Origin of the sequence: Pseudoalteromonas sp. NZS71 (genome assembly GCF_015864715.1) — a bacterium.
GTDB classification, from domain to species: Bacteria; Pseudomonadota; Gammaproteobacteria; order Enterobacterales; family Alteromonadaceae; genus Pseudoalteromonas; species Pseudoalteromonas arctica.
In genome coordinates this window covers 193,374-213,498 of the sequence record NZ_JADYWS010000002.1, presented here as the reverse complement: position 1 = coordinate 213,498, position 20,125 = coordinate 193,374, and the positions used below count along the sequence as shown (strand labels likewise).

20 protein-coding genes are annotated in these 20,125 nt (G+C 40.3%); all 20 read right to left on the bottom strand.

The features are described 5' to 3' along the window. Position 1 precedes the first annotated feature (1 nt). Entirely contained in the window at positions 2-766 is a 765-nt protein-coding gene (locus I6E85_RS02065; protein ID WP_007585825.1) for a flagellar motor protein, read from the bottom strand. Then, positions 759-1,925 carry a chemotaxis response regulator protein-glutamate methylesterase gene (locus tag I6E85_RS02060; protein WP_165721592.1) on the bottom strand — a complete coding sequence of 389 codons (1,167 nt, stop codon included), beginning with the start codon at positions 1,923-1,925 and terminating at the stop codon, positions 759-761. The genes I6E85_RS02065 and I6E85_RS02060 overlap by 8 nt, the downstream gene beginning before the upstream one ends. A 58-nt stretch (positions 1,926-1,983) precedes the next feature. Continuing rightward, the gene (locus I6E85_RS02055) at positions 1,984-4,191 is read right to left on the bottom strand and encodes a chemotaxis protein CheA (RefSeq protein WP_197236512.1); all 2,208 of its coding nucleotides are present in this window, start codon (positions 4,189-4,191) and stop codon (positions 1,984-1,986) included. A gap of 15 nt (positions 4,192-4,206) precedes the next feature. Continuing rightward, positions 4,207-4,980, bottom strand: a complete 774-nt coding sequence (locus tag I6E85_RS02050) for a protein phosphatase CheZ (protein WP_007585814.1) — start codon at positions 4,978-4,980, stop codon at positions 4,207-4,209. A 17-nt stretch (positions 4,981-4,997) separates the two neighbouring features. After that, a complete protein-coding gene (cheY, locus tag I6E85_RS02045) occupies positions 4,998-5,381 on the bottom strand; it encodes a chemotaxis response regulator CheY (RefSeq protein ID WP_008132609.1) in 384 nt (127 codons plus the stop codon). Between the two features lie 40 nt (positions 5,382-5,421). Continuing rightward, positions 5,422-6,132, bottom strand: coding sequence for an RNA polymerase sigma factor FliA (locus I6E85_RS02040; protein WP_007585810.1), 711 nt, complete (start codon positions 6,130-6,132; stop codon positions 5,422-5,424). A 26-nt stretch (positions 6,133-6,158) separates the two neighbouring features. After that, positions 6,159-7,019, bottom strand: coding sequence for a MinD/ParA family protein (locus tag I6E85_RS02035; protein WP_007585809.1), 861 nt, complete (start codon positions 7,017-7,019; stop codon positions 6,159-6,161). Continuing rightward, on the bottom strand, positions 7,012-8,493 hold the full coding sequence (gene flhF, locus I6E85_RS02030) for a flagellar biosynthesis protein FlhF (RefSeq protein ID WP_007585808.1): 1,482 nt from the start codon (positions 8,491-8,493) through the stop codon (positions 7,012-7,014). Before flhF ends, I6E85_RS02035 begins: the two co-directional genes overlap by 8 nt. A gap of 21 nt (positions 8,494-8,514) precedes the next feature. Beyond that, complete coding sequence (flhA, locus tag I6E85_RS02025) at positions 8,515-10,626, bottom strand: flagellar biosynthesis protein FlhA (protein WP_010553901.1); 2,112 nt, start codon at positions 10,624-10,626, stop codon at positions 8,515-8,517. 72 nt (positions 10,627-10,698) lie between these two features. Beyond that, a complete protein-coding gene (flhB, locus tag I6E85_RS02020; RefSeq protein ID WP_197236511.1) occupies positions 10,699-11,829 on the bottom strand; it encodes a flagellar biosynthesis protein FlhB in 1,131 nt (376 codons plus the stop codon). 9 nt (positions 11,830-11,838) lie between these two features. Beyond that, a complete protein-coding gene (gene fliR / locus I6E85_RS02015) occupies positions 11,839-12,618 on the bottom strand; it encodes a flagellar biosynthetic protein FliR (RefSeq protein WP_007585805.1) in 780 nt (259 codons plus the stop codon). A 2-nt stretch (positions 12,619-12,620) separates the two neighbouring features. Next, a complete protein-coding gene (gene fliQ, locus I6E85_RS02010; RefSeq protein ID WP_002959325.1) occupies positions 12,621-12,890 on the bottom strand; it encodes a flagellar biosynthesis protein FliQ in 270 nt (89 codons plus the stop codon). Between the two features lie 40 nt (positions 12,891-12,930). Next, positions 12,931-13,671, bottom strand: a complete 741-nt coding sequence (gene fliP / locus I6E85_RS02005; RefSeq protein ID WP_007585804.1) for a flagellar type III secretion system pore protein FliP — start codon at positions 13,669-13,671, stop codon at positions 12,931-12,933. 4 nt (positions 13,672-13,675) lie between these two features. Next, positions 13,676-14,059, bottom strand: coding sequence for a flagellar biosynthetic protein FliO (gene fliO / locus I6E85_RS02000; RefSeq protein WP_007377952.1), 384 nt, complete (start codon positions 14,057-14,059; stop codon positions 13,676-13,678). Beyond that, positions 14,056-14,454, bottom strand: a complete 399-nt coding sequence (gene fliN, locus I6E85_RS01995) for a flagellar motor switch protein FliN (protein ID WP_007585803.1) — start codon at positions 14,452-14,454, stop codon at positions 14,056-14,058. Before fliN ends, fliO begins: the two co-directional genes overlap by 4 nt. A gap of 20 nt (positions 14,455-14,474) precedes the next feature. Next, positions 14,475-15,566 carry a flagellar motor switch protein FliM gene (gene fliM / locus I6E85_RS01990; RefSeq protein WP_024592743.1) on the bottom strand — a complete coding sequence of 364 codons (1,092 nt, stop codon included), beginning with the start codon at positions 15,564-15,566 and terminating at the stop codon, positions 14,475-14,477. A 9-nt stretch (positions 15,567-15,575) separates the two neighbouring features. After that, positions 15,576-16,106 carry a flagellar basal body-associated protein FliL gene (gene fliL, locus I6E85_RS01985; RefSeq protein ID WP_007585800.1) on the bottom strand — a complete coding sequence of 177 codons (531 nt, stop codon included), beginning with the start codon at positions 16,104-16,106 and terminating at the stop codon, positions 15,576-15,578. 57 nt (positions 16,107-16,163) lie between these two features. Beyond that, the gene (locus I6E85_RS01980; protein WP_197236510.1) at positions 16,164-18,245 is read right to left on the bottom strand and encodes a flagellar hook-length control protein FliK; all 2,082 of its coding nucleotides are present in this window, start codon (positions 18,243-18,245) and stop codon (positions 16,164-16,166) included. 89 nt (positions 18,246-18,334) lie between these two features. Next, positions 18,335-18,781: a flagellar export protein FliJ gene (gene fliJ, locus I6E85_RS01975; RefSeq protein ID WP_024589948.1), complete on the bottom strand. Its 447-nt coding sequence runs from the start codon at positions 18,779-18,781 to the stop codon at positions 18,335-18,337. Next, entirely contained in the window at positions 18,781-20,115 is a 1,335-nt protein-coding gene (fliI, locus tag I6E85_RS01970) for a flagellar protein export ATPase FliI (RefSeq protein WP_024589949.1), read from the bottom strand. Before fliI ends, fliJ begins: the two co-directional genes overlap by 1 nt. Between the last annotated feature and the right edge of the window lie 10 nt (positions 20,116-20,125).

The following is a 20,125-nucleotide window of genomic DNA, read 5'->3' as shown; positions in this document are numbered from 1 at the left end:
GTTATTCGTCCACTAAATTAGGACGCTCTACACGATAGGCTTCAAGCTTTAATTCTATATTTACTGGGCTTTCACCAACGCTTATTGCAATCACACCTTCGGCAAGCATTTCATGGTAAAGCATTTTTTGCTCTACACGCTGTTTTAACTTATTTGCCATAGGTAAAAACAATAAATTAGCTAAACCAACACCATAAATGGTCGCAATAAATGCCGTTGCAACTCCTGCACCAAGCATTTGTGGATCGGTAATAAACGACATTGCCTGTATTAAACCAAGCACAGCACCTAAAATACCAATGGTAGGACTGTAGCCCCCCATCGCTTCATAAACACGTGCGGCTTCAAGCAAGCGATCGCGTTCTAGCAGTAAATCAATTTCAAGCGTGTCACGTAGTTTTTGCTCTGAGCAGCCATCTACAAGCAAGCTTAAACCTTTTGCTGCATATGCATCTGGGTGAGCTAGCGCTTCGTTTTCAAGCGCTAAGTAACCTTCTTGACGTGCCTTATGAGACCACCGCTTAACTTGCTCTATTGCATCTTCAATATCATATTGTGGCGCAACAAAAACCCAAGAGCTCATATTTAGCATTTTTTTAAAGGTACTTGCTGATGTTTGCAACATAACAGCACCAAGCGTGCCGCCTAATACAATAATAAGGGCAGGACCATTAAATAAAGCAGAAACAACGCCGCCTTCTAAAGAGTAACCTAGACCTATTGCACCAAGTGCTACAAATAGTCCAAATATTGAGAGTTTATCCACAACCTACCTCTCTCTTGATACGTGCTGCAACATCGCTTAATGCTAAACTTTCACTCGAAAGCCCCGCATTAGCAATGGCTTGAGGCATTCCATAAACAACACAGCTTTTTTCATCCTGTGCCCAAATGGTTGCACCCGTTTGTTTTAACATTCTTGCACCGTCACGTCCATCAGCGCCCATGCCTGTTAAAACGATAGCAAGCACATCGCCTTGATACGTTTTTGCTGCACTGGCAAAAGTTACATCTACACTCGGTTTATAACTTATTCTCTCGCTATGATCTTCAAATACGCGCAGAGTTCTATTTGCACCACGCCCTTCTACCATCATCTGCTGTCCGCCAGGCGCTAGATAAGCAGTTCCTGGTTGTAAGCGGTCACCTTGTTGCGCTTCTTTCACTTTTATTTGGCACAGACCATTTAAACGTGCCGCAAATGCAGGTGTAAAAGCAGCTGGCATATGCTGAATAAGCAAAATAGGATGAGGGAAATTAGCAGGCAATTGAGTTAATATAGTTTGTAGTGCAACAGGGCCACCTGTAGAAGTGCCAATAGCCACAAGCTGGTATTGCTTTCCACTTGCTCGCATTGAGGCAATATTTGAACCTGACGATGTTGTAGGGGCTGCTCTTTGAAAGCTTCTATCGGGTTGTTTTATCGAAGGCGTTAGTGTGTTTGTTCTTTGCGAAAGTGAGCTTGTTATCGGTTTAGTTGATATTACTGGCTTAGGTGGTGTTGCAGCTTTAAACGTTCGCGGTAAACGTCTTCGCCCTATATCTTTCACTTTATTTTGTAAAAGCTTTATAGCGTCTTCATTATTGCGAGCGATGTCTTCAAATTTTTTCGGTAAAAAATCCATTGCTCCAGCATCTAGCGCATCAAACGTTGCTGTTGCGCCATCACGTGTTAGTGATGAAAACATTAAGATCGGGGTTGGATTACTCGCCATTATCTCTTTAACTGCGCTAATACCATCAAGCACAGGCATTTCTACATCCATAGTGATCATATCTGGACGTAGCTGAGCTGCTTTTTCAACAGCTTCTCTGCCATTCACAGCAAAGCCTATAACTTGTATGTCGCTATCTTGCTCAAGAATTTCGCTTACCCTGCGGCGAAAAAAGCTTGAATCATCAACAACTAAAACTTTAACGGCCATTTAGCTCTCTTATTAAATTTATGCGTAGGTATATATTAAATATATACCTACTTTATTATTAGCCTGCGTAATGTTTTAACATGTTTGGAACGTCTAAAATCAGTGCAATGCCACCATCTGAAGTAATTGTAGCGCCTGCCATACCTGGGGTACCTTGTAGTAACGCATCAAGTGGTTTAATTACAACTTCTTCTTGGCCAATTAATGAGTCAACAACAAAACCAATTTGCTGCGTACCAATTTGCACAATAACTACATGGCCTTTTGCTTTTCGCTGTGAACGATCTGAGCCTTTAACTAACCAGTGCTCGAGGTAGAATAACGGTATTGCCTTTTTACGCACAATAATTGTTAATTGCCCATCAACCACATTTGTTTTCGTTAAATCTAAGTTGAATATTTCACTAACACCTGCAAGTGGTAACGCAAATGTTTGTGCGCCAACAATTACCATTAAGGTCGGTAATATGGCTAAGGTAAGTGGTACTTTTATCTCTAAAATAGTACCTACACCTAACTCAGATTGAATACTTACAGAGCCGTTTAATTGGGTGATTTTAGTTTTCACCACATCCATTCCAACACCACGACCTGAAATATCAGATATCTCTTCTTTTGTAGAAAAGCCAGGTGCAAAAATTAGGTTGTATGCTTCAGTGTCAGAAAGTCGACTCGCTTGATCGTGGTCGAGCACGCCTTTACTAATTGCTATTTTTTTCAGTTTCTCAGCATCCATACCAGCGCCATCATCTTTAATGGTCAACAAAATATGGTCGCCTTCCTGAGACGCTGATAAAGTAACATTACCTGTTCTAGGCTTACCGGCAGCCTCACGAACAGCTGGCATTTCAATACCGTGGTCAACTGAGTTTCGAACTAAATGCACAAGCGGATCGGCTAGTGCTTCCACTAAGTTTTTATCTAAATCGGTTTCTTCACCTACAAGTTGTAAGTCAATGTCTTTGTTTAAGCTGCGTGCTAAATCGCGTACTACGCGAGGGAAACGACCAAATACCTTTTTAATTGGTTGCATTCGCGTTTGCATAACCGCGCCTTGAATATCAGCAGTCACTACATCTAAGTTAGAGATTGCTTTACCCATTGCTTCACTGTCTGAATTGGTCGCTAAACTAACCAAACGATTTCGCACAAGTACTAACTCACCAACCATATTCATAATTTGGTCAAGTCGTTTTGTATCTACGCGAACTGTCGTCTCTGCTGCTGGTGGCGCTGATTTTTTAGGCGTTGCTGGCGCTGCTTTAGCAACCGGTTTTTCTACCGGTTTAGAAACGGGTGCTTTTACAGGTTCTGGTTTTTTTACAGGCACACTCGCTTTTGCAGTTGGTTTAGCTGGGATATTGGGCTGTTTCACAGCTGGAGTGCTTTCTATTGATTTAGGTGCAGTGCCTTTACCATGAAGTTCATCAAGAAGCGCTTCAAATTCATCATCACTAATTTCATCATCTGATGAATTAGCAGTATTTGACGCTGGTTTAGCTGGTTCTACAGGTGCTTTAACTGCACTACTTTGCTCAGGTGCTTTACTCGCAACCTCACCAAAACTGCCAACTCCATGTAACTCGTCTAATAAGCTGTCAAATTCATCATCAGTAATATCACCATTAAAATCACTACTACTTGCTACTGGCTTTTCAACTGCAGGACCTTGTCCTTTACCGTGTAGTTCATCAAGTAAGTTTTCAAATTCATCTTCAGTGATTTCGTTTATTTCAGCATCACTAACCGAAGGAGTTCCGCTAAACATTTCATCAAATGCAAATGGATCTTCCTCATCAGCTATTGGCGTATCAACTACTTCATCAAGAGGTTGTTCAACGTCAGTTTCTGAAGCGACTCCGTTAAGCTCGGCTTCTGTTGGAGGTAGGCCCAAAATATGGAGGGTTTGAAGTAACTCAGGATCTGCTGGTTCTGGCTTATCCCTATTTTGGATAGTCGCGAACATTTCATTAATGGTGTCGAGCGCTTGTAAAATAACATCCATTAACTCTGAATTGACCGTTCGCACGCCTTGACGTAGTAAATCAAATACGTTTTCAGCGCCGTGGCAAGCATCAACAAGTTCTGTCATAGCTAAAAAGCCTGCACCACCTTTTACAGTGTGAAAGCCTCTAAATATGGCATTTAGTAACTCGGTATCTTCTGGATTATTTTCCAGTTCAACTAACTGTTCAGATAAAAGCTCTAGGATTTCTCCTGCCTCTACAAGAAAGTCTTGTAAAATATCTTCATCGACTTCAAACATGCAGTTACTCTCCTCTTAGAAGCCCAAACTTGATAAAAGATCATCGACTTCATCTTGATCAGACACAACATCATTACGCGATTCTTTATCAATAATAGGGCCTTCAGGACCTGCTAAAGTTTGTGTGGCAACTGGTTCTTTTATTTTTTGTTGTTCTACTTTATTCGCTGTGTTGTCACTGTCATCTTGTTCAGCAAACGCTGTTAAAAGATGAAGTAAGCTTTCTTCTACTTCTCTAACAAGTTCTATAACACGGCGAATAACTTGACCTGTTAAGTCTTGATAGTCTTGAGCCATTAGTACATTTGTCATTAAGCTTTGAAGCTCATCCGTTTTATGATGAGAGTTATTCATAAACTTATCGATACTATGGCAAAGTTGTTTAAACTCACCAAGCTCAATCTCCCGGCTCATTAAACGATCCCATGTCGGTTTGATATGAGATATTTCATCTGCAAGTTGCTGAGCTATAGGTAAACTAGCCTCAACAGCATCCATTGTTTTATTAGCCGCATTTTCTGTCATTTCTATAACATAATTAAGCCGCTTTTTAGCATCTGGAATCGCATCTGTCGTTATGTTAGTTAAGCGAGTATCAAGCTCAAAGCTTTTAAGTGCTTCGTGCAGTTGACGAGTCAACTTCCCAACTTCAGCAAATAATTTAGACTGCTCTTGCGAAGCTGTCTCTAAAATCAACTGATTAGCTTTATCTTGCTCATCGTTTTCTAAATAAATGACGAGTTGACGAGCTTGTTCTAACGTTATTTGAGGCGCAGCTGGTGCTGACATAAGCCTCTCCCCCATCATTAGCCTAAGCGTTCAAATACTTTTTCTAATTTAGTTTTTAATGTTCCAGCCGTAAATGGCTTAACAATATAACCATTAACGCCAGCTTGCGCTGCAGCTATTATTTGTTCTTTTTTAGCTTCTGCCGTTACCATCAGTACAGGGATATGTTTTAACTTATCATCTGCACGAATTGCTCTTAAAAGGTCAATACCTTGCATTCCCGGCATATTCCAATCTGTAACCACAAAATCAAACACTTGATTTTGTAACATAGGCAAAGCTGTAGACCCGTCATCAGCTTCTTGAACGTTAGTGAAACCTAAGTCACGTAATAGGTTTTTTATAATTCGTCTCATCGTTGAAAAATCATCAACTACAAGAATTTTCATGTTTTTATCCAAAACATCCCCCAGTGAGGTATTAACCTTAGTTTACTTACTACTAGTTTATCCAGTCATTGATTTTAGCTTTAAGCTTAATCATCGCCTGACCATGTATCTGACTTACACGCGATTCGCTTACATCGAGTATATGTCCTATTTCTTTTAAATTCATTTCATCGTTATAGTATAAAGAAAGTACCATCGCATCACGCTCTGGTAATGACTTTATTGCATTTAGCAAAGACTCATTAAACCGATCATTTTTAACATTATTAAAAGGTTTGTCTAGCGCTAAATCTTGGCCTACGGGAGTAATAACATCCTCATCTACACCAAGGTCTTCTATGCCTAATACTTTACTGGTATTAACATCATTTAAAATATGATGGTACTCATTGAGTGAAATTTCAAGTTTTTCAGCAACTTCTGTATCTGTTGGTTCGCGATTCAGACTGCTTTCGAGCCCAGTAATTGCCTCTGCAACTTGTCGGCTTTTACGGTGTACTGAACGAGGAGCCCAATCACCACGGCGCATTTCATCAAGCATAGCCCCGCGAATACGAATACCGGCAAAGGTTTCAAAGCTTGCGCCTTTTGTTGCATCAAAGTTTTTTGAAGCTTCTATTAAACCTATCATTCCTGATTGAATTAAATCATCAAGCTGAACGCTAGGTGGTAATCGAGCAATTAGATGACATGCCACTTTTTTGACAAGTGATGCATGTTTCTCAACAATCACATTTAAGTTTTGTGTTGATTGATATCCCATAGCTCTATTCACCAATGTTGTCATAATTAGCCGTTTACTAGTTTCTCAATGAAAAACTCTAAATGCCCAGATGGTTGATTTGGTATTGGCCATTTAACTGCTTTTGTCGCCAGCGCTTTAAACGCGAGAGCGGCTGGCGAACTTGGAAAGAGCTCAACAATCACCTTTTGGCGACGTGTTGCTTTGCGCATATTTTCGTCATAAGGAACCGTTGCTACTAGCTCCATTGAAACATCTAAAAAGCGATCGGTAACTTTAGATAGTTTTGCAAATAATTCAGTGCCTTCACGCATACTGCGGACCATATTGGCAACAATTTTGAACTTATAAACACCGTGCTCGCGGCTTAATACTTTAATAAGTGCGTAAGCATCGGTTATTGATGTTGGTTCATCGCACACTACAACCATTACATCTTGTGCTGCTCGTGAGAAGCTTAGCACCATGTCTGAAATACCAGCGGCTGTATCTACAATTAAAATATCAAATTCGGTATTCAATTCGCTAAATGCACGAATTAGCCCGGCATGCTCAGATGGCGATAGTTCAACCATACTTTGCGAGCCCGATGTAGCGGGTACAATTTTAATACCAGCAGGGCCTTCAACTAAAATCTCGTCAAGCTCACATTCACCTGACAAAACGTGTGATAAATTGCGCTCTACACGTAAACCAAGCATCACATCACAGTTTGCTAAACCTAAGTCAGCATCCAGCACTAATACTCTATTACCTTGTTGCCCTAGTGCAATAGCGGTATTTAGAGAAACATTTGTTTTCCCTACCCCACCTTTACCACCGGTTACAGCGATAACTTTTACGCCGTTGTTATTGTTTTGACTCATTTTGCGCAGGCCGCTTGCTTGATCTAATACTGTGTTAATCATACATCCCTACTGTACTTGGCGCCACTGCTTGGTGCCTTGAATGTTGTGCTTTTGTTCTTTTTAAATATAATTGCTCAGCCTTTTTCACTAGTTTCTCAGCATTTGCAACACGAATATCTTCTGGCACTCGTTGACCGTTAGTAAGATACCCTATTGGGAGGCGATTTTGAATCGCAATACTAATAATCTCACCCAAACTTAATGATTCATCTAACTTAGTGAAAATACAACCACTTAACTGTACTTTTTTAAAGTGACGTACTGTTTCTTGTAATACATTAATTTGTGCCGTCGCGCTTAGTACTAAGTAGCTGCGAATATCCACACGTTGGTTACGCATTAACGTGTTTAACTGCTCAGTCAAACGTAAATCTCGCTGACTCATACCTGCTGTATCAATTAATACTAGACGTTTATTTCGTAAATGATATAAAACTTCAGCTAATTCATTAGCATCTTTAACTTGCTTTACACCACAACCAATAATACGGCCGTAAGTAGCAAGCTGTTCATAAGCACCAATTCTGTATGTATCAGTGGTTATTAAGGCCACTTTATCAGCGCCATATTTTTGTGCACCTAACGCTGCAAGCTTAGCAACTGTTGTTGTTTTACCAACACCTGTTGGACCCACTAACGCATATACACCACCTTGGCGAAGTATTTCATTATTGGTTGTTTGCATTTGATCTTCGACCATCGTTAACAACGCTTTCCAGCCTTGCTTACGAGATACATCATCAGGTACAAAACATGCCATTTGTTGCGCTACTTCTTTATCAATACCCATACCGACTAAGCGGTCAACCATGCAAGCGCGTGTTGGATCGCGACGCGCCATATCTTGCTGCATTAAGCCTGATACTTGATGCTCAAGTAATTGACGAATTGCGTTCATTTCTTCACGCATTGTTGTCATTTCTTCGCTTTCATTATTGGGTGTTTGTTGGCGAGCAGTTACTGGACTATCTAAATCATCAAAGTCGCTGTCTAAATCATCAAAACCTAAGCTATCCGCTTGAGTTTGTGGACGAACTGGCGCTGCATTTTCAGGTGCAAACATATTTTTAGTACGCTGTTCCATAACTGGTTCTTGATAGTTATCGGTAGTATCAATACCTGATTGTGAAAACATTGATGCAAGCTCAGGAGAACGAGGACGCGGTGATTGACGCTCTAATAAAGCCTGTAGGCTGTCAGCCACTTTTGCTTGCGGCTCTGGTTTGGCACGCTGAGGCTCTGGTTTTACAAAATTATGCATGCTTTGCTGTGGTGCTTGAGCGCGCGGTTCTGCAGTACGTTGTGGTTGCGCTGCTACTTTAGGGGCTGCTTTGTCATAATCAACTGCCGCTACAATTTCTACACCGTTAGCCAGCTTCTTATTTGACATAATAACCGCATCAACACCTAACTCATCTTTAACTTCTTTAAGTGCTGTGCGCATATCTTTAGCAAAAAAACGTTTAATTTTCATGATTCAACCCCTGTTAAAATCTTATTGTTGGCCTACAGAGCTAACAATCTTGATCTGTCTTTCGTCTGGTACCTCTTGATAAGACATCACTCTCAATCCTGGAATGGTGTACTTAACAAAACGAGATAACACAGTGCGTAACATTCCTGACGTTAGCAATATAGAAGGTTCACCGGCCATTTCTTGATTTTGATGCGCTTGTGTCAATGACACTTGAAGTCGCTCTGCAAGTCCAGGCTCAATACCGGCACCTTCATCGCCTGCATTTTGTAATGACTGATGCAACATCTGTTCCAACTCAGGTGCCAAGGTTATGACAGGGATTTCTGATGACATACCAACCGCATCTTGAACAATTAACCTACGCAGAGAAATACGCACTGCAGCCGTTAATACATCAGGGTCTTGGCTACGCGGGCCATACTCAACAAGGGTTTGAACAATTGAGCGCATATCGCGAATAGCTACACCTTCATTCAATAAATTTTGCAGTACTTTTACAATTGCAGTTAATGGCAACACATCTGGTACTAGCCCTTCTACTAAGCGAGGGTGGCTTTTAGCGAGCATATCAAGCAGGTTTTGGACTTCTTCATGCCCTAGTAGCAACGCCGCGCTGTTAGTTAATAACTGGCTAATATGAGTGGCAACTACCGTGGCTGAATCTACAACGGTATAACCTAGTGATTGCGCTTCATCTTTTTGATCTGGCTTGATCCATACTGCATCAAGGCCAAACGCAGGATCTTTAGTTTCAACCCCTTTAATTGGGCCAAATACTTGCCCTGGGTTAATCGCTAGCTCGTCACCATGTTTAAGTTCGCTTTCACCGGTTGAAACACCCATTAGCGTTATTCTGTAAGCATTAGGGTCAAGCTCTAAATTATCGCGAATATGAACAGGTGGTACTAAAAAACCAAGTTCTTGAGAAAGCTTTTTACGTACACCTTTAATACGATTAAGTAGCTCACCACCTTGAGATTGATCTACCAACGGAATTAATCTATAGCCTACTTCTAAGCCAATTACGTCAACCTGTTGAACATCATCCCAACCAAGTTCTTTTTGCTCTTGTTTATTGGCAATACCTGTTGCAGCGCTTCCGCCACTGGCGGCTTCTTCGGCCTCTGCTGCAGCGGCTTTTAACTTAGTTTGCTGTGTGTAGTAAGCTAAATAACCCAGTAACGCACCTAAACTTAAAAAAGCAAAATGCGGCATACCAGGCACTAACCCCATGATGATCAAAATACCTGAAGCAATAAAGAGTGATTTTTCGTTACCTAGTTGTTTCTTAAATTGGTCACCCATATTGAGCGACTCATTTTGGCGTGTTACAACAATCGCGGTACCAATTGAAAGCAGTAAAGAAGGGAGTTGAGCAACTAAGCCATCGCCAATGGTAAGTAATGTATATACTTCCATTGCGTTGCCAAAACTCAAATTATGCTGAATCATACCTACAAATAAACCACCAACAATATTGATGATTAATATAACAATACCTGCAATGGCATCGCCTTTTACAAATTTACTCGCACCATCCATTGAGCCGTAAAAATCGGCTTCGCGAGTTACTTCCTCACGGCGGTCACGCGCTTGCTCTGCGCTGATAAAGCCTGCGTTTAAATCGGCGTCAATTGCCATTTGTTTACCCGGCATTGCATCAAGGGTGAAACGTGCAGATACCTCAGATATACGCCCAGCACCTTTAGTAATTACCACAAAGTTAATAATGATCAGGATTAAAAATACGACCAAACCAACAGCGTAGTTACCACCAATAACAACTGAGCCAAACGCTTCAATTACCTTGCCGGCAGAATCACCACCATTATGACCTTCAAGTAATACAACTCGAGTGCTGGCAACATTAAGCGCTAAGCGCATAATCGTAGCGATTAGTAATACAGAGGGGAATATACCAAACTCAACCGGCTTCATCGTGTAAACAGTCACGAGTAAAACCACTAATGCGAGGGCAATATTAAACGAGAAAAGGATATCGAGTAAAAATGGCGGTAACGGTAAAATCACCATTCCCAAGGCAGCAAGCACAAGCAAAGGAGTACCTACCCCTTTGGCATAGTCTTTTTTGTCTCTGTTAAGTTGTTGTAATACCGCTTTAAAACTCATAATTCTACAATTTCAAAAAATTGACACTACGTAGAATTAGCAATAACTATTCCAAGTTACTAAGTTAGCAGTTTAATACTTATAGTCGTCGGGGATTGGGAGCTTGTTATTGAGCTTAGTTGGACGTTTACCGCGCCCTTTATTAAAGCGCTTAAGCTGAAATACATACGCTAAAACTTGCGCTACAGCAGTAAATAGCTGATCAGGTATTTGCTCTCCTACTTCAGCCGTATGGTAAAGCGCTCGGGTCAACATGGGGGATTCTAAAATAGGTACTTCGTTCCCTATTGCTACTTTTCTAATTTGCATCGCCATTTCATCAATACCTTTAGCAAGTACTATAGGCGCACCTGCGCGCTCTGTATCGTATTTTAATGCTACAGAGTAGTGAGTTGGGTTGGTAACAATAACATCAGCGTCAGGGACATCTTGCATCATACGGTTTTGCGACATTTGCCTTTGTGTTTGCCTAATACGCGCTTTTATTTGTGGGTCACCTTCAGAGTTTTTATACTCATCTTTAATTTCTTGCATTGTCATTTTAAGTTGTTTGTTATGGTTATAACTTTGAAATGGTGCATCAATAGCCGCAATAATAATTAAAGTGCATGAAAGGCCTAAAAACATCCAGCCTAAAATCTCTAAGGCATGAATAATATTACCTGGTGCACTTTCTAAACTTAAATGCAGTATTTCATCAAAATAGGTATTAATTAAAAATATAGCAAAACTTGCAACCAAACCAAATTTTAAAAGTGACTTTACAAGCTCAATAGCCGCTTGCGGGCCAAACATACGTTTAAAGCCTTTCATTGGCGACATTTTACTTGCTTTAGGTGCAGCGGCTTCCCAGCTAAAATTAAAACCACCTAGTAACGTATTCCCAATAAATGCAGCCAAAACTATAATTAATACAAACATAGCCATAGGAAACATTAAAGCGTCTGCAACCTCTCCCCATACGGCAAACATTTTAGTGGTATCAAAGGCTTCGTTGCGATTTAAGCTAAGGGTTCGGCCCATTACATTGTATAAACCTTTGCCAATTTCTGGCCCATACATCAAAAGCGATATAGCCGAAAAAATAAGTACAAACATGGTACCTAGCTCTTTTGAGCGCGCTATTTGGCCTTTCTTTTTAGATTCTTCAAGCTTTTTGGATGTGGGTTCTTCTGTTTTTTCTTGTCCTGAGTCTTCAGACATGACTTTCCCCTAAGGTGAGCAACCAACTAAAGTACACATTAGCTCAACCATTTTTAACCATTGAAACTCAAACTGAGTAACAAAGTTACCTAGTGTCGCCCAAATAATAATAAGTCCCGCTACCAAGGTAAACGGAAAACCAATAGAGAAAATATTTAATTGCGGTGCTGCACGCGTCATAATACCAAACGACATATTAATAACGAGCATCGCGGTAAGCGGTGCAAGTGAAAGTACAAGTGCTGTAGTAAACATCCAGCCGCCCCAGGTCACTATGTCCCAGTAATGATCTACAGACCACCATGTGCCATCAATGGGTAGCACTTGAAAACTATGCACCACCATTTGAATCATCATTAAATGACCGTTAAAAGCAAAAAATAATAGGGTGGCCAAAATAAGGAAAAACTGGCCCACAGCAGGCACACTCGCGCCATTAGAAGGGTCAATAACCGAAGCAAAACCTAAACCGGTTTGCATCGCGAGTATTTGCCCTGCTAACACAAAAGTATTTAGTAAAAGTATAGATGCAAAACCAATAGCAACACCAATCAGCATTTGTTGAATAACGACTAAAATCATCTCAAACGAAAATAAATTAGTGAATGTAGCTGGGGGCAAAACAGGAACTACAACAAAAGTTACAACAACCGATAAACCCATTTTTATACGTGTAGGAACATTTTTAGCCCCCAAACCAGCCATAATCATAATCATTGAGCTAATGCGTACCAGCGGCAACAAAAAATCGCTCAACCATTGAATAACGACAGCAAAGGGGTATTCCACGTTTAACCTGCAATTTCAGGAATAAGTAATACTAGGCGAGTAAAAAAGTCCATTAGTTCTTGAGTAAGCCAATGCCCACCCACAATAAGCGCACTAATGGTAATTAATAAACGAGGTAAAAAGCTCAATGTTTGTTCATTGATAGACGTTGCGGCCTGAAACACAGCTACAACTAAACCAATAATTAAGCCTGGGACTACAATTGCAGACACCAGCTTAATAACTAAAAAAAGAGCGTCACTTAGGATATCAACAAAAATTTCCGGTTCCATGTTGTACTCCTATTGTTGGGTCATGTTAATGCTTTGCATACTAAGTCCCTAAACCAAAGCTTTTGGCTAGAGTCCCCATCACTAAGCTCCAGCCGTCTACAAGTACAAATAACATAATTTTAAACGGTAAGGACACAATCATGGGTGAAAGCATCATCATACCCATCGCCATTAATACCGAGGCGACCACTAAATCAACAATTAAAAATGGGATAAAAAACATAAACCCTATTATAAATGCGGTTTGCAATTCGCTGGTTACAAAGGCGGGTATAAGCACTATTAACGGTGTATCTTGTGGCGAATCTAGCTGATCGTAACCGGCAATTTTAGCAAACGTTTCTAAATCTTTTAAACGCACTTGCGAAAGCATAAATGCTTTCATTGGCTCTTTAGCCAGCTCTAAAGCCTGTACTGAAGTAACCTGCTCATTTAAGTAAGGTTCTATAGCTCGCTCGTTTACCTGCTGATAAATAGGCGACATTATAAAAATACTTAGAAAAAGCGACATCCCTAATAACACTTGGTTTGACGGTGTTTGCTGCAAACCAATTGCTTGGCGCAAAATGGCGAGTACAACAATTATTCGTGTAAAGGAGGTCATCATAATTATGGCAGCCGGTATAAAACTCAGCGCCGTCATAATTGCTAAAACTTGTAACGTTACTGAGTAATCCTGTGTGCCATCAGCGTTTGTTGTAATAGTAAGCGCATCAATTCCTTCTGCGCTTACACTTGGTACAAACACCATGGCAAAAATAATAAGCAGCCACTTTGTCATAGGTTTAATTCTTTTTATTTTGGTTTGATTGCGGGTTTAAAAGTTTACCAAATCGTTTAGCGAGTTCAGGTAGTTCTTTTTCACTTAATGGGGTTTCTAACTTGTGTAAGTAATTAATACTGTGGGGAGTTACACCAAGTAAATGCTGAGCATTATCTATCTCAACAACCATTAAACGCTCGCGAGAACCCAAAGGTAGACTTCTGACTACTTTAAATTCATCGCTGTTTGCTAAATTTGGATTAAGCTTTTTAACAAAAAATGCCAGCACAATAATTAGTACTAGCACCATTACAAGCGACAGCACCATAGAGAGTATATCCCCAGTTGGTGTTGCCACATCTGCTTTTGAAAAAACGGAACTCGTTAAAGCAACTAATAAGCTCATCGTAGTTTTTTGATCCGCTCTACTTGGCTTATCACGTCAGTTAAGCGAATACCAAACTTGTCGTTTACTACAACTACTTCACCATGGGCTATCAAAGTACCATTAACTAGCACGTCTAGCGGCTCGCCCGCAACACGGTCAAGCTCAACAACAGAGCCTTGGTTAAGTTGCAATAAGTTACGAATATTAATTTTAGAGCGTCCTACTTCCATTGAAATAGTAACGGGGATATCTAAAATAGTGTCGAGTTTTCGTTTTTCATCGCCACTCATTTCGTGTTTTGAATCACTTAACTCATCAAGCTCTGCAACATGTGCTTCGCTACTATCATCTGGAGCTTCGGCTTCTGCTAATGCTGCTGCCCATTCATCCATTGTGTCTTGATCATCGCTCATACTTTTAACCTTTTAATCAATTACCAGTCTAAGTCTACACCGTCAGAGAGGTGTAAATCATCTTCTAGTTCTGCTAATTCTGCATCTGAGTCAATTTTCTTGCCGCCTTTGGTAAATACATGCAGCTCAGATTTAACTGAATCAGGTCGTTTAATTTTTTCACTAATTTGAAGCGCAACATTATCGCGAGAGCGACCCATTTTGGCTCTAAATGTAGGTAGTTCTTCAACAAACACGGTTATATGCTCAGGCATTTCAACCGGAATAATATCACCGGCTTTGAGTTCCATAATTTGTTTTAAGGTTAAATCAACTTCAAGTAACTGAGTTGATATTTCAACCTCTACATCCATTATTTCATCGCGAAGCGCTTTGCTCCAACGTAAATCAGTATCTTCAGTATCAGACTGAACACCCGCATCTAACAGCTCTCGAATTGGCTCAAGCATAGAGTAAGGTAAAGCAATATGAAAATCGCCACCGCCACCATCGAGCTCAATATGGAAAGAACTAATAACCACAACCTCAGTTGGGCTTACAATATTAGCCATAGCTGGGTTTACTTCAGAATCGAGGTATTCAAACGATACATCCATAACCGGTGCCCATGCTTCTTTATAATCTTCAAAGATGATCTTAAGGAGCATTTGCACAATACGACGTTCTGTAGGCGTAAATTCTCGGCCTTCTATTTTTGCATGATAACGCCCGTCACCACCAAAAAAGTTATCTACCAAAATAAACACAAGTCGTGCTTCCATGGTAATCAGGCCAGTGCCTTTTAAAGGTCTAAAACGCACCATATTTAAGCTGGTTGGAACAAATAAAGTATGAATATACTCGCCAAACTTAATCATTTGCACGCCGTTAATAGACACCTCTGCGGTGCGGCGCATCATGTTAAATAGGCTAATTCGCATATGACGAGCAAAGCGTTCATTAACAATTTCCAGCGTCGGCATACGACCACGTACGATCCGATCTTGCGAAGAAAAATCGTACTGAAGCGTACCTCCTCCGCCATCTTCACCGTCGTGTATATCTTCCTCTTCAACGTCATCAACGCCATGTAATAGCGCATCAATTTCGTCTTGGGATAATAAATCGCTCACGCTAACCCCTTATTGCATCACAAAGCCGGTAAACAATACCCGCTCAATTACTTTGCTGCCTTCAACATCCATTAAAGCTTTTTGTACCTTTTCAAGTGCAGAAAAACGAAGTGTTTCTTTACCAGAGCTCGTACTTAACTCATCAGCTGTTGTAGTAGAAAACACACTTAATAGCGTCCCTTCTATTAGTGGAATGTGTTTTTTGGCTGTTTCTTCATTTACTTCGCCACGTACTAGTAACTGTACTTTAATTTGCACAATTCTGTCGCGACTTGAACCGGGAACGTTAAATACAAATGGGCGTGGCATTGACACATATAAAGCACTGCCTATTTCAGCTGAATCACCAACTGCAGCAGAGGGTGCATCTGCTGACATCGCAGTCTCTTCATCTAAGGTTTCAACTGGCGCATCCGAACCCGACATAAAAAAGTAACCTGCAGCACCGCCTACAATAAGTAGTACAGCTACTATGATTATTATTAGTTTCTTTTTGCTTTTACCGGTTTCTTCAATTTCTAAACTTGTTTCTTCAGCCATCATGATTCCTTTAATCGCAAAGGTACTTGCTTGTTTTAGTTATTATAATAGCAGCACTTAGGCATAGTAATCTATTGATGATGAAGTTTGTTGTCGAGAACTTTGTGCAGTGTTATTTGCTTGCTCGTCGTTTTCATCATTAACTGACTTATTATTAGCTAAATTACCTTGGGTTCCACTCTCACTTTGCTCAGCAGTTTCACCACCTGATTGCCCATAAGAAATAGTACTTTCACCAAGCTCTAATCCTTGTTGCGCTAACATTTCACGTAAGCGCGGCATTGATTGTTCAAGTGCTTCTTTGGCTTGCTGGTTTTGTACTACAAAGTTTATATGTGCTTGTTCTGCATCGCTACGAATACGTATTTGCATACTGCCCATTTCGGGAGGATCTAGGCGAATTTCTGCTTCTTTGTTATTAATGCTCAGCATTGAGCTAACGCGCTCTTGCAGTAATTTAGCTGCATCACTTTTAACAATATTAATTGCCTGCATTACACCAGGATCAATACTTACTTGCTTAACTTGCGATGTACTTTGTAATTGTTGAGTTTGTATTATTTGGGTATCAAGTAAGCTCTGCTCATAACTTAATGAGTCGTATTGGCTTAATGTGCTCACTTGCTGAGTATTTAAAGCAGCTGTAATTTGCGTAAATATTTGTGCCACGCGTACAGGAGTTTGTTCTGCAGTTATTTTTTTAAGGCCATCTTTTTGTAATTCTTCAAGTGATTTTAATAAATCATCACGCTTAGTTGAGTTTGTTACGGCTTTATTTAAATCAGCCCCTTCGTTTGTTGATGTCTTTAAGCTTAACTTTTGTGGATTATATACTGTGTTAGGAGTCTCTGACGCTACAAACGTTTTTGAGTCTGTCTTAGCGGTATCGGCAAGTCCTATTTCAATTGAAGCTTTTAATTCATTAACTGTTTGCTTAAGCACTGCCAATTGCTCGCCTTTAGGCTGCTCTGCTTTAATATAAGCGTTTAATTGCGTTAATAAGCTTTGTTTTTCAGTTGTATTAAGTGAATTGATTTCTGCGCTAAAAGAGTGTTTTGTGCTCGTGCTCTGCGTTTTTTCGTTATCAGTAATAAATTGCGCAAGCATTTGCTTAAGATTTGAAGTGCTACTAGTTGCGTTACTTGTTGAATCAGTATTTTCTAATACTTTAACTTGCGCGTTAAGTTGTGAGCGCTGCTCAGGCGTTAAACTAGCAATAACATCATTAGCTTTAATTAAGCTCGCATCTTTAGTCATTAACGTATCTATTGCTGCATTATTATCTGCTTCAGTTGCGACTAAAGAAGACTGAGTAACGCCCGCTTTGTCGGTGAGTGTTGGCAAAACTATATTATTTTCATCAGCAGACTTATTTTGTCCTAGCTGCTCTTTAAAACTCATTGATGCAACTTCAGGTTTTTCTAATATAGGGCCAATGCTGTCATCGGGCTTTTTATTTATAGAATTTAATGGCCCTTCAATAGCTTCAGCAACACCACTTTTACGATGCTTGCCTTCATTTAATGGTAATGAATTCAAAGATGGTGAGCTAAAGTTATCGCTTTTTGAATCAGTTAATTTAGCCGTTTTAGAGCCTACATTAGTGGCAATTGGATTTTGCACTACACTGGCTGTATTCGCTTCTTTAGCCGATACTTCATCACTTGTATTAGTGGATGAAATTATTGGTGTGCTTTGTAATTCTGAATTCTCTATTTCTGTGTTTTCTATTTCGGTATTCTCTGCTTGTGTAGCTTCTAGCTCTGCATTTTCTGATTCTAAACTGTTAGTTGCATCGAACGGCTTATTGACCGAAGTGCTCATTGCTTGTGCTGAATTAATTTGATCAAGCATCTCAACAGACACAAAAGTAACTTCATCTGTTGTTATTTCATCTAGCTTTATGCTCAGATTTTCATTTTCTTCTGGCTGTTTATGCTTAGGTATGGCAATCGAATTTTCGGCATCGGGATTTTTATTGCCTTTAAGCAATGGCTCCATAGAGTTATGCGCTTCGTTTAGCTGACTTAAAAATTCATCGCCTAAATTTTCTTCGCCATTAGCTAAGCTATTGTCTTTAAAAGCTAACAGTGAATCTTTTTCAGAAGAAACTAAAAACGAAATGTTATTCATCGCCATAAATCACCTAATACCATTACGGCAATATGCCACCGCATACCGCCAAAAGTTGAATTCCACTAAGTAACAAAGCAATTAACGTGCCTGAATTACAAAGCTTTACGACGTTGAAAAAACTGATTAGCTGAAAATTCATCTAACATTTTTTGCTCATTTTTAGCCATTAACGCATTTGCTTTGAGTTTTTGATTTTCGATTAGTTTGGCAACTGCTTTAGCTTTAATTTGCTGCTTAAGCCATAGAGTTTTACGTTGAGTAACAACTTGCTTAGCGGTATTTACGGTACTTGCTTGTTGGCGAATTGCTTCTTCAATTTTAGCTATAAAAGCATGGTACTGACCAAACCCTGCACTAGATAAACCCGACTTACCTTTTAGGTGTAACTGCTGAGAGTATTCAAGTCTAAAATTGTTTAAACCTTGTAGCTTTTGTTGATTCGATTGCAAGTTTTGATTAGCTTGTAAGTAACTCATGCGCAAATTTTCTTCTTTATCATTTTCAATTTTGAGCAATAAATCGAGTTTGTTTTTAGCCATTATGCTTGTCCTAGTAACTGAGCAAGACCTTGCAGACCATCATCGTAACTAATGACATCTCGCATACCTTGTTGTAAAAATGCATTTACTCTTGGCATCATATTTATAGCTTGGTCGAGCATTTGATCGGTCCCTTTTTGATAAGCGCCTAAAGTAATCATGTCTTTGTTTTGTTGATACATTGAATACACTTGTTTAAGCACTCGGGCTTGTTGCATATGCGGCTCAGAAACAACTTGAGGCATAACACGCGAAATCGACTTTTCAATATCTATAGCGGGATAGTGCCCACTGTCAGCTAAATCACGCGATAGTACAATGTGGCCATCTAATATAGCTCGCGCTGCATCAGCAATAGGGTCTTGCATATCATCGCCTTCACTCAACACCGTAAAAAAGCCAGTAATTGAACCTTGCCCTTCACCGCCATTACCAGCACGCTCCACCAGCGCAGGTAATTTAGCAAACACCGAAGGCGGATAACCCTTTGTAGCGGGCGGCTCGCCAACAGCAAGTGCAATTTCACGTTGTGCCATTGCATAACGCGTTACCGAATCGAGTAACAATAATACGTTTAAACCCTGATCTCTAAAATACTCTGCAATAGTTACGGCGCTCTCACAGCCTTTTAAACGCATAAGTGGTGATGAATCAGCAGGCGCTGCGACAACAACTGAACGTTTGCGCCCTTCTACACCGAGTATTTCTTCAATAAATTCTTTTACTTCGCGGCCACGCTCCCCCACTAAGCCAACCACAATGACATCAGCTTCGCTACCTCGGGTCATCATACCGAGAAGTACTGATTTACCCACACCAGAGCCTGCAAACAAGCCCATACGCTGGCCTTGCCCTACTGTGATAACCGAGTTAATAGCACGCACACCTACATCCATAGGCTTAGTGATTGGTCTTCTTGAAAGCGGGTTTATAGTATTTTGCGCAAACTTTAAATGATGCTCAGCATTAATTTTACCCAAGCCATCTAGCGGTCGCCCTAAACCATCCACCACGCGGCCTAATAAACTCATCCCTACAGGTAAACCTAAATTATTTACTTGAGGAATAACACGCGCACCAGGTAATACACCAGAGATGTGGTCGTTAGGCATTAAGTACAAAGTTTGATCGTTAAAACCGACTATTTCGGCGTCTACAAAGCCGTTCATAGTTTCTATTTTACATTGGCTACCAACGGGTGCACGTAAACCTCTAGCCTCAAGGGTAAGGCCAACAACACGCGTTAAAATACCTGCCACAGCAGGCGCCGGGGTTTTAATATGTTGTTGATATTGAGATAAGCGTTCGCTTAAAGGTGCACGTTGAGTTGACATAACACGCCAA

Bases quoted from the DNA above. Each gene is read 5' to 3' on its own strand.
- fliL (WP_007585800.1), bottom strand. From the start codon at position 16,106: ATGGCTGAAGAAACAAGTTTAGAAATTGAAGAAACCGGTAAAAGCAAA.
- fliN (WP_007585803.1), bottom strand. From the start codon at position 14,454: ATGAGCGATGATCAAGACACAATGGATGAATGGGCAGCAGCATTAGCA.
- I6E85_RS02035 (WP_007585809.1), bottom strand. From the start codon at position 7,019: ATGATTAACACAGTATTAGATCAAGCAAGCGGCCTGCGCAAAATGAGT.
- I6E85_RS02055 (WP_197236512.1), bottom strand. From the start codon at position 4,191: ATGTTTGAAGTCGATGAAGATATTTTACAAGACTTTCTTGTAGAGGCA.
- I6E85_RS02040 (WP_007585810.1), bottom strand. From the start codon at position 6,132: ATGGGATATCAATCAACACAAAACTTAAATGTGATTGTTGAGAAACAT.
- flhA (WP_010553901.1), bottom strand. From the start codon at position 10,626: ATGAGTTTTAAAGCGGTATTACAACAACTTAACAGAGACAAAAAAGAC.
- I6E85_RS01980 (WP_197236510.1), bottom strand. From the start codon at position 18,245: ATGGCGATGAATAACATTTCGTTTTTAGTTTCTTCTGAAAAAGATTCA.
- I6E85_RS02050 (WP_007585814.1), bottom strand. From the start codon at position 4,980: ATGTCAGCACCAGCTGCGCCTCAAATAACGTTAGAACAAGCTCGTCAA.
- fliP (WP_007585804.1), bottom strand. From the start codon at position 13,671: ATGACAAAGTGGCTGCTTATTATTTTTGCCATGGTGTTTGTACCAAGT.
- fliO (WP_007377952.1), bottom strand. From the start codon at position 14,059: ATGAGCTTATTAGTTGCTTTAACGAGTTCCGTTTTTTCAAAAGCAGAT.
- fliQ (WP_002959325.1), bottom strand. From the start codon at position 12,890: ATGGAACCGGAAATTTTTGTTGATATCCTAAGTGACGCTCTTTTTTTA.
- fliJ (WP_024589948.1), bottom strand. From the start codon at position 18,781: ATGGCTAAAAACAAACTCGATTTATTGCTCAAAATTGAAAATGATAAA.
- flhB (WP_197236511.1), bottom strand. From the start codon at position 11,829: ATGTCTGAAGACTCAGGACAAGAAAAAACAGAAGAACCCACATCCAAA.
- fliI (WP_024589949.1), bottom strand. From the start codon at position 20,115: ATGTCAACTCAACGTGCACCTTTAAGCGAACGCTTATCTCAATATCAA.
- flhF (WP_007585808.1), bottom strand. From the start codon at position 8,493: ATGAAAATTAAACGTTTTTTTGCTAAAGATATGCGCACAGCACTTAAA.
- I6E85_RS02060 (WP_165721592.1), bottom strand. From the start codon at position 1,925: ATGGCCGTTAAAGTTTTAGTTGTTGATGATTCAAGCTTTTTTCGCCGC.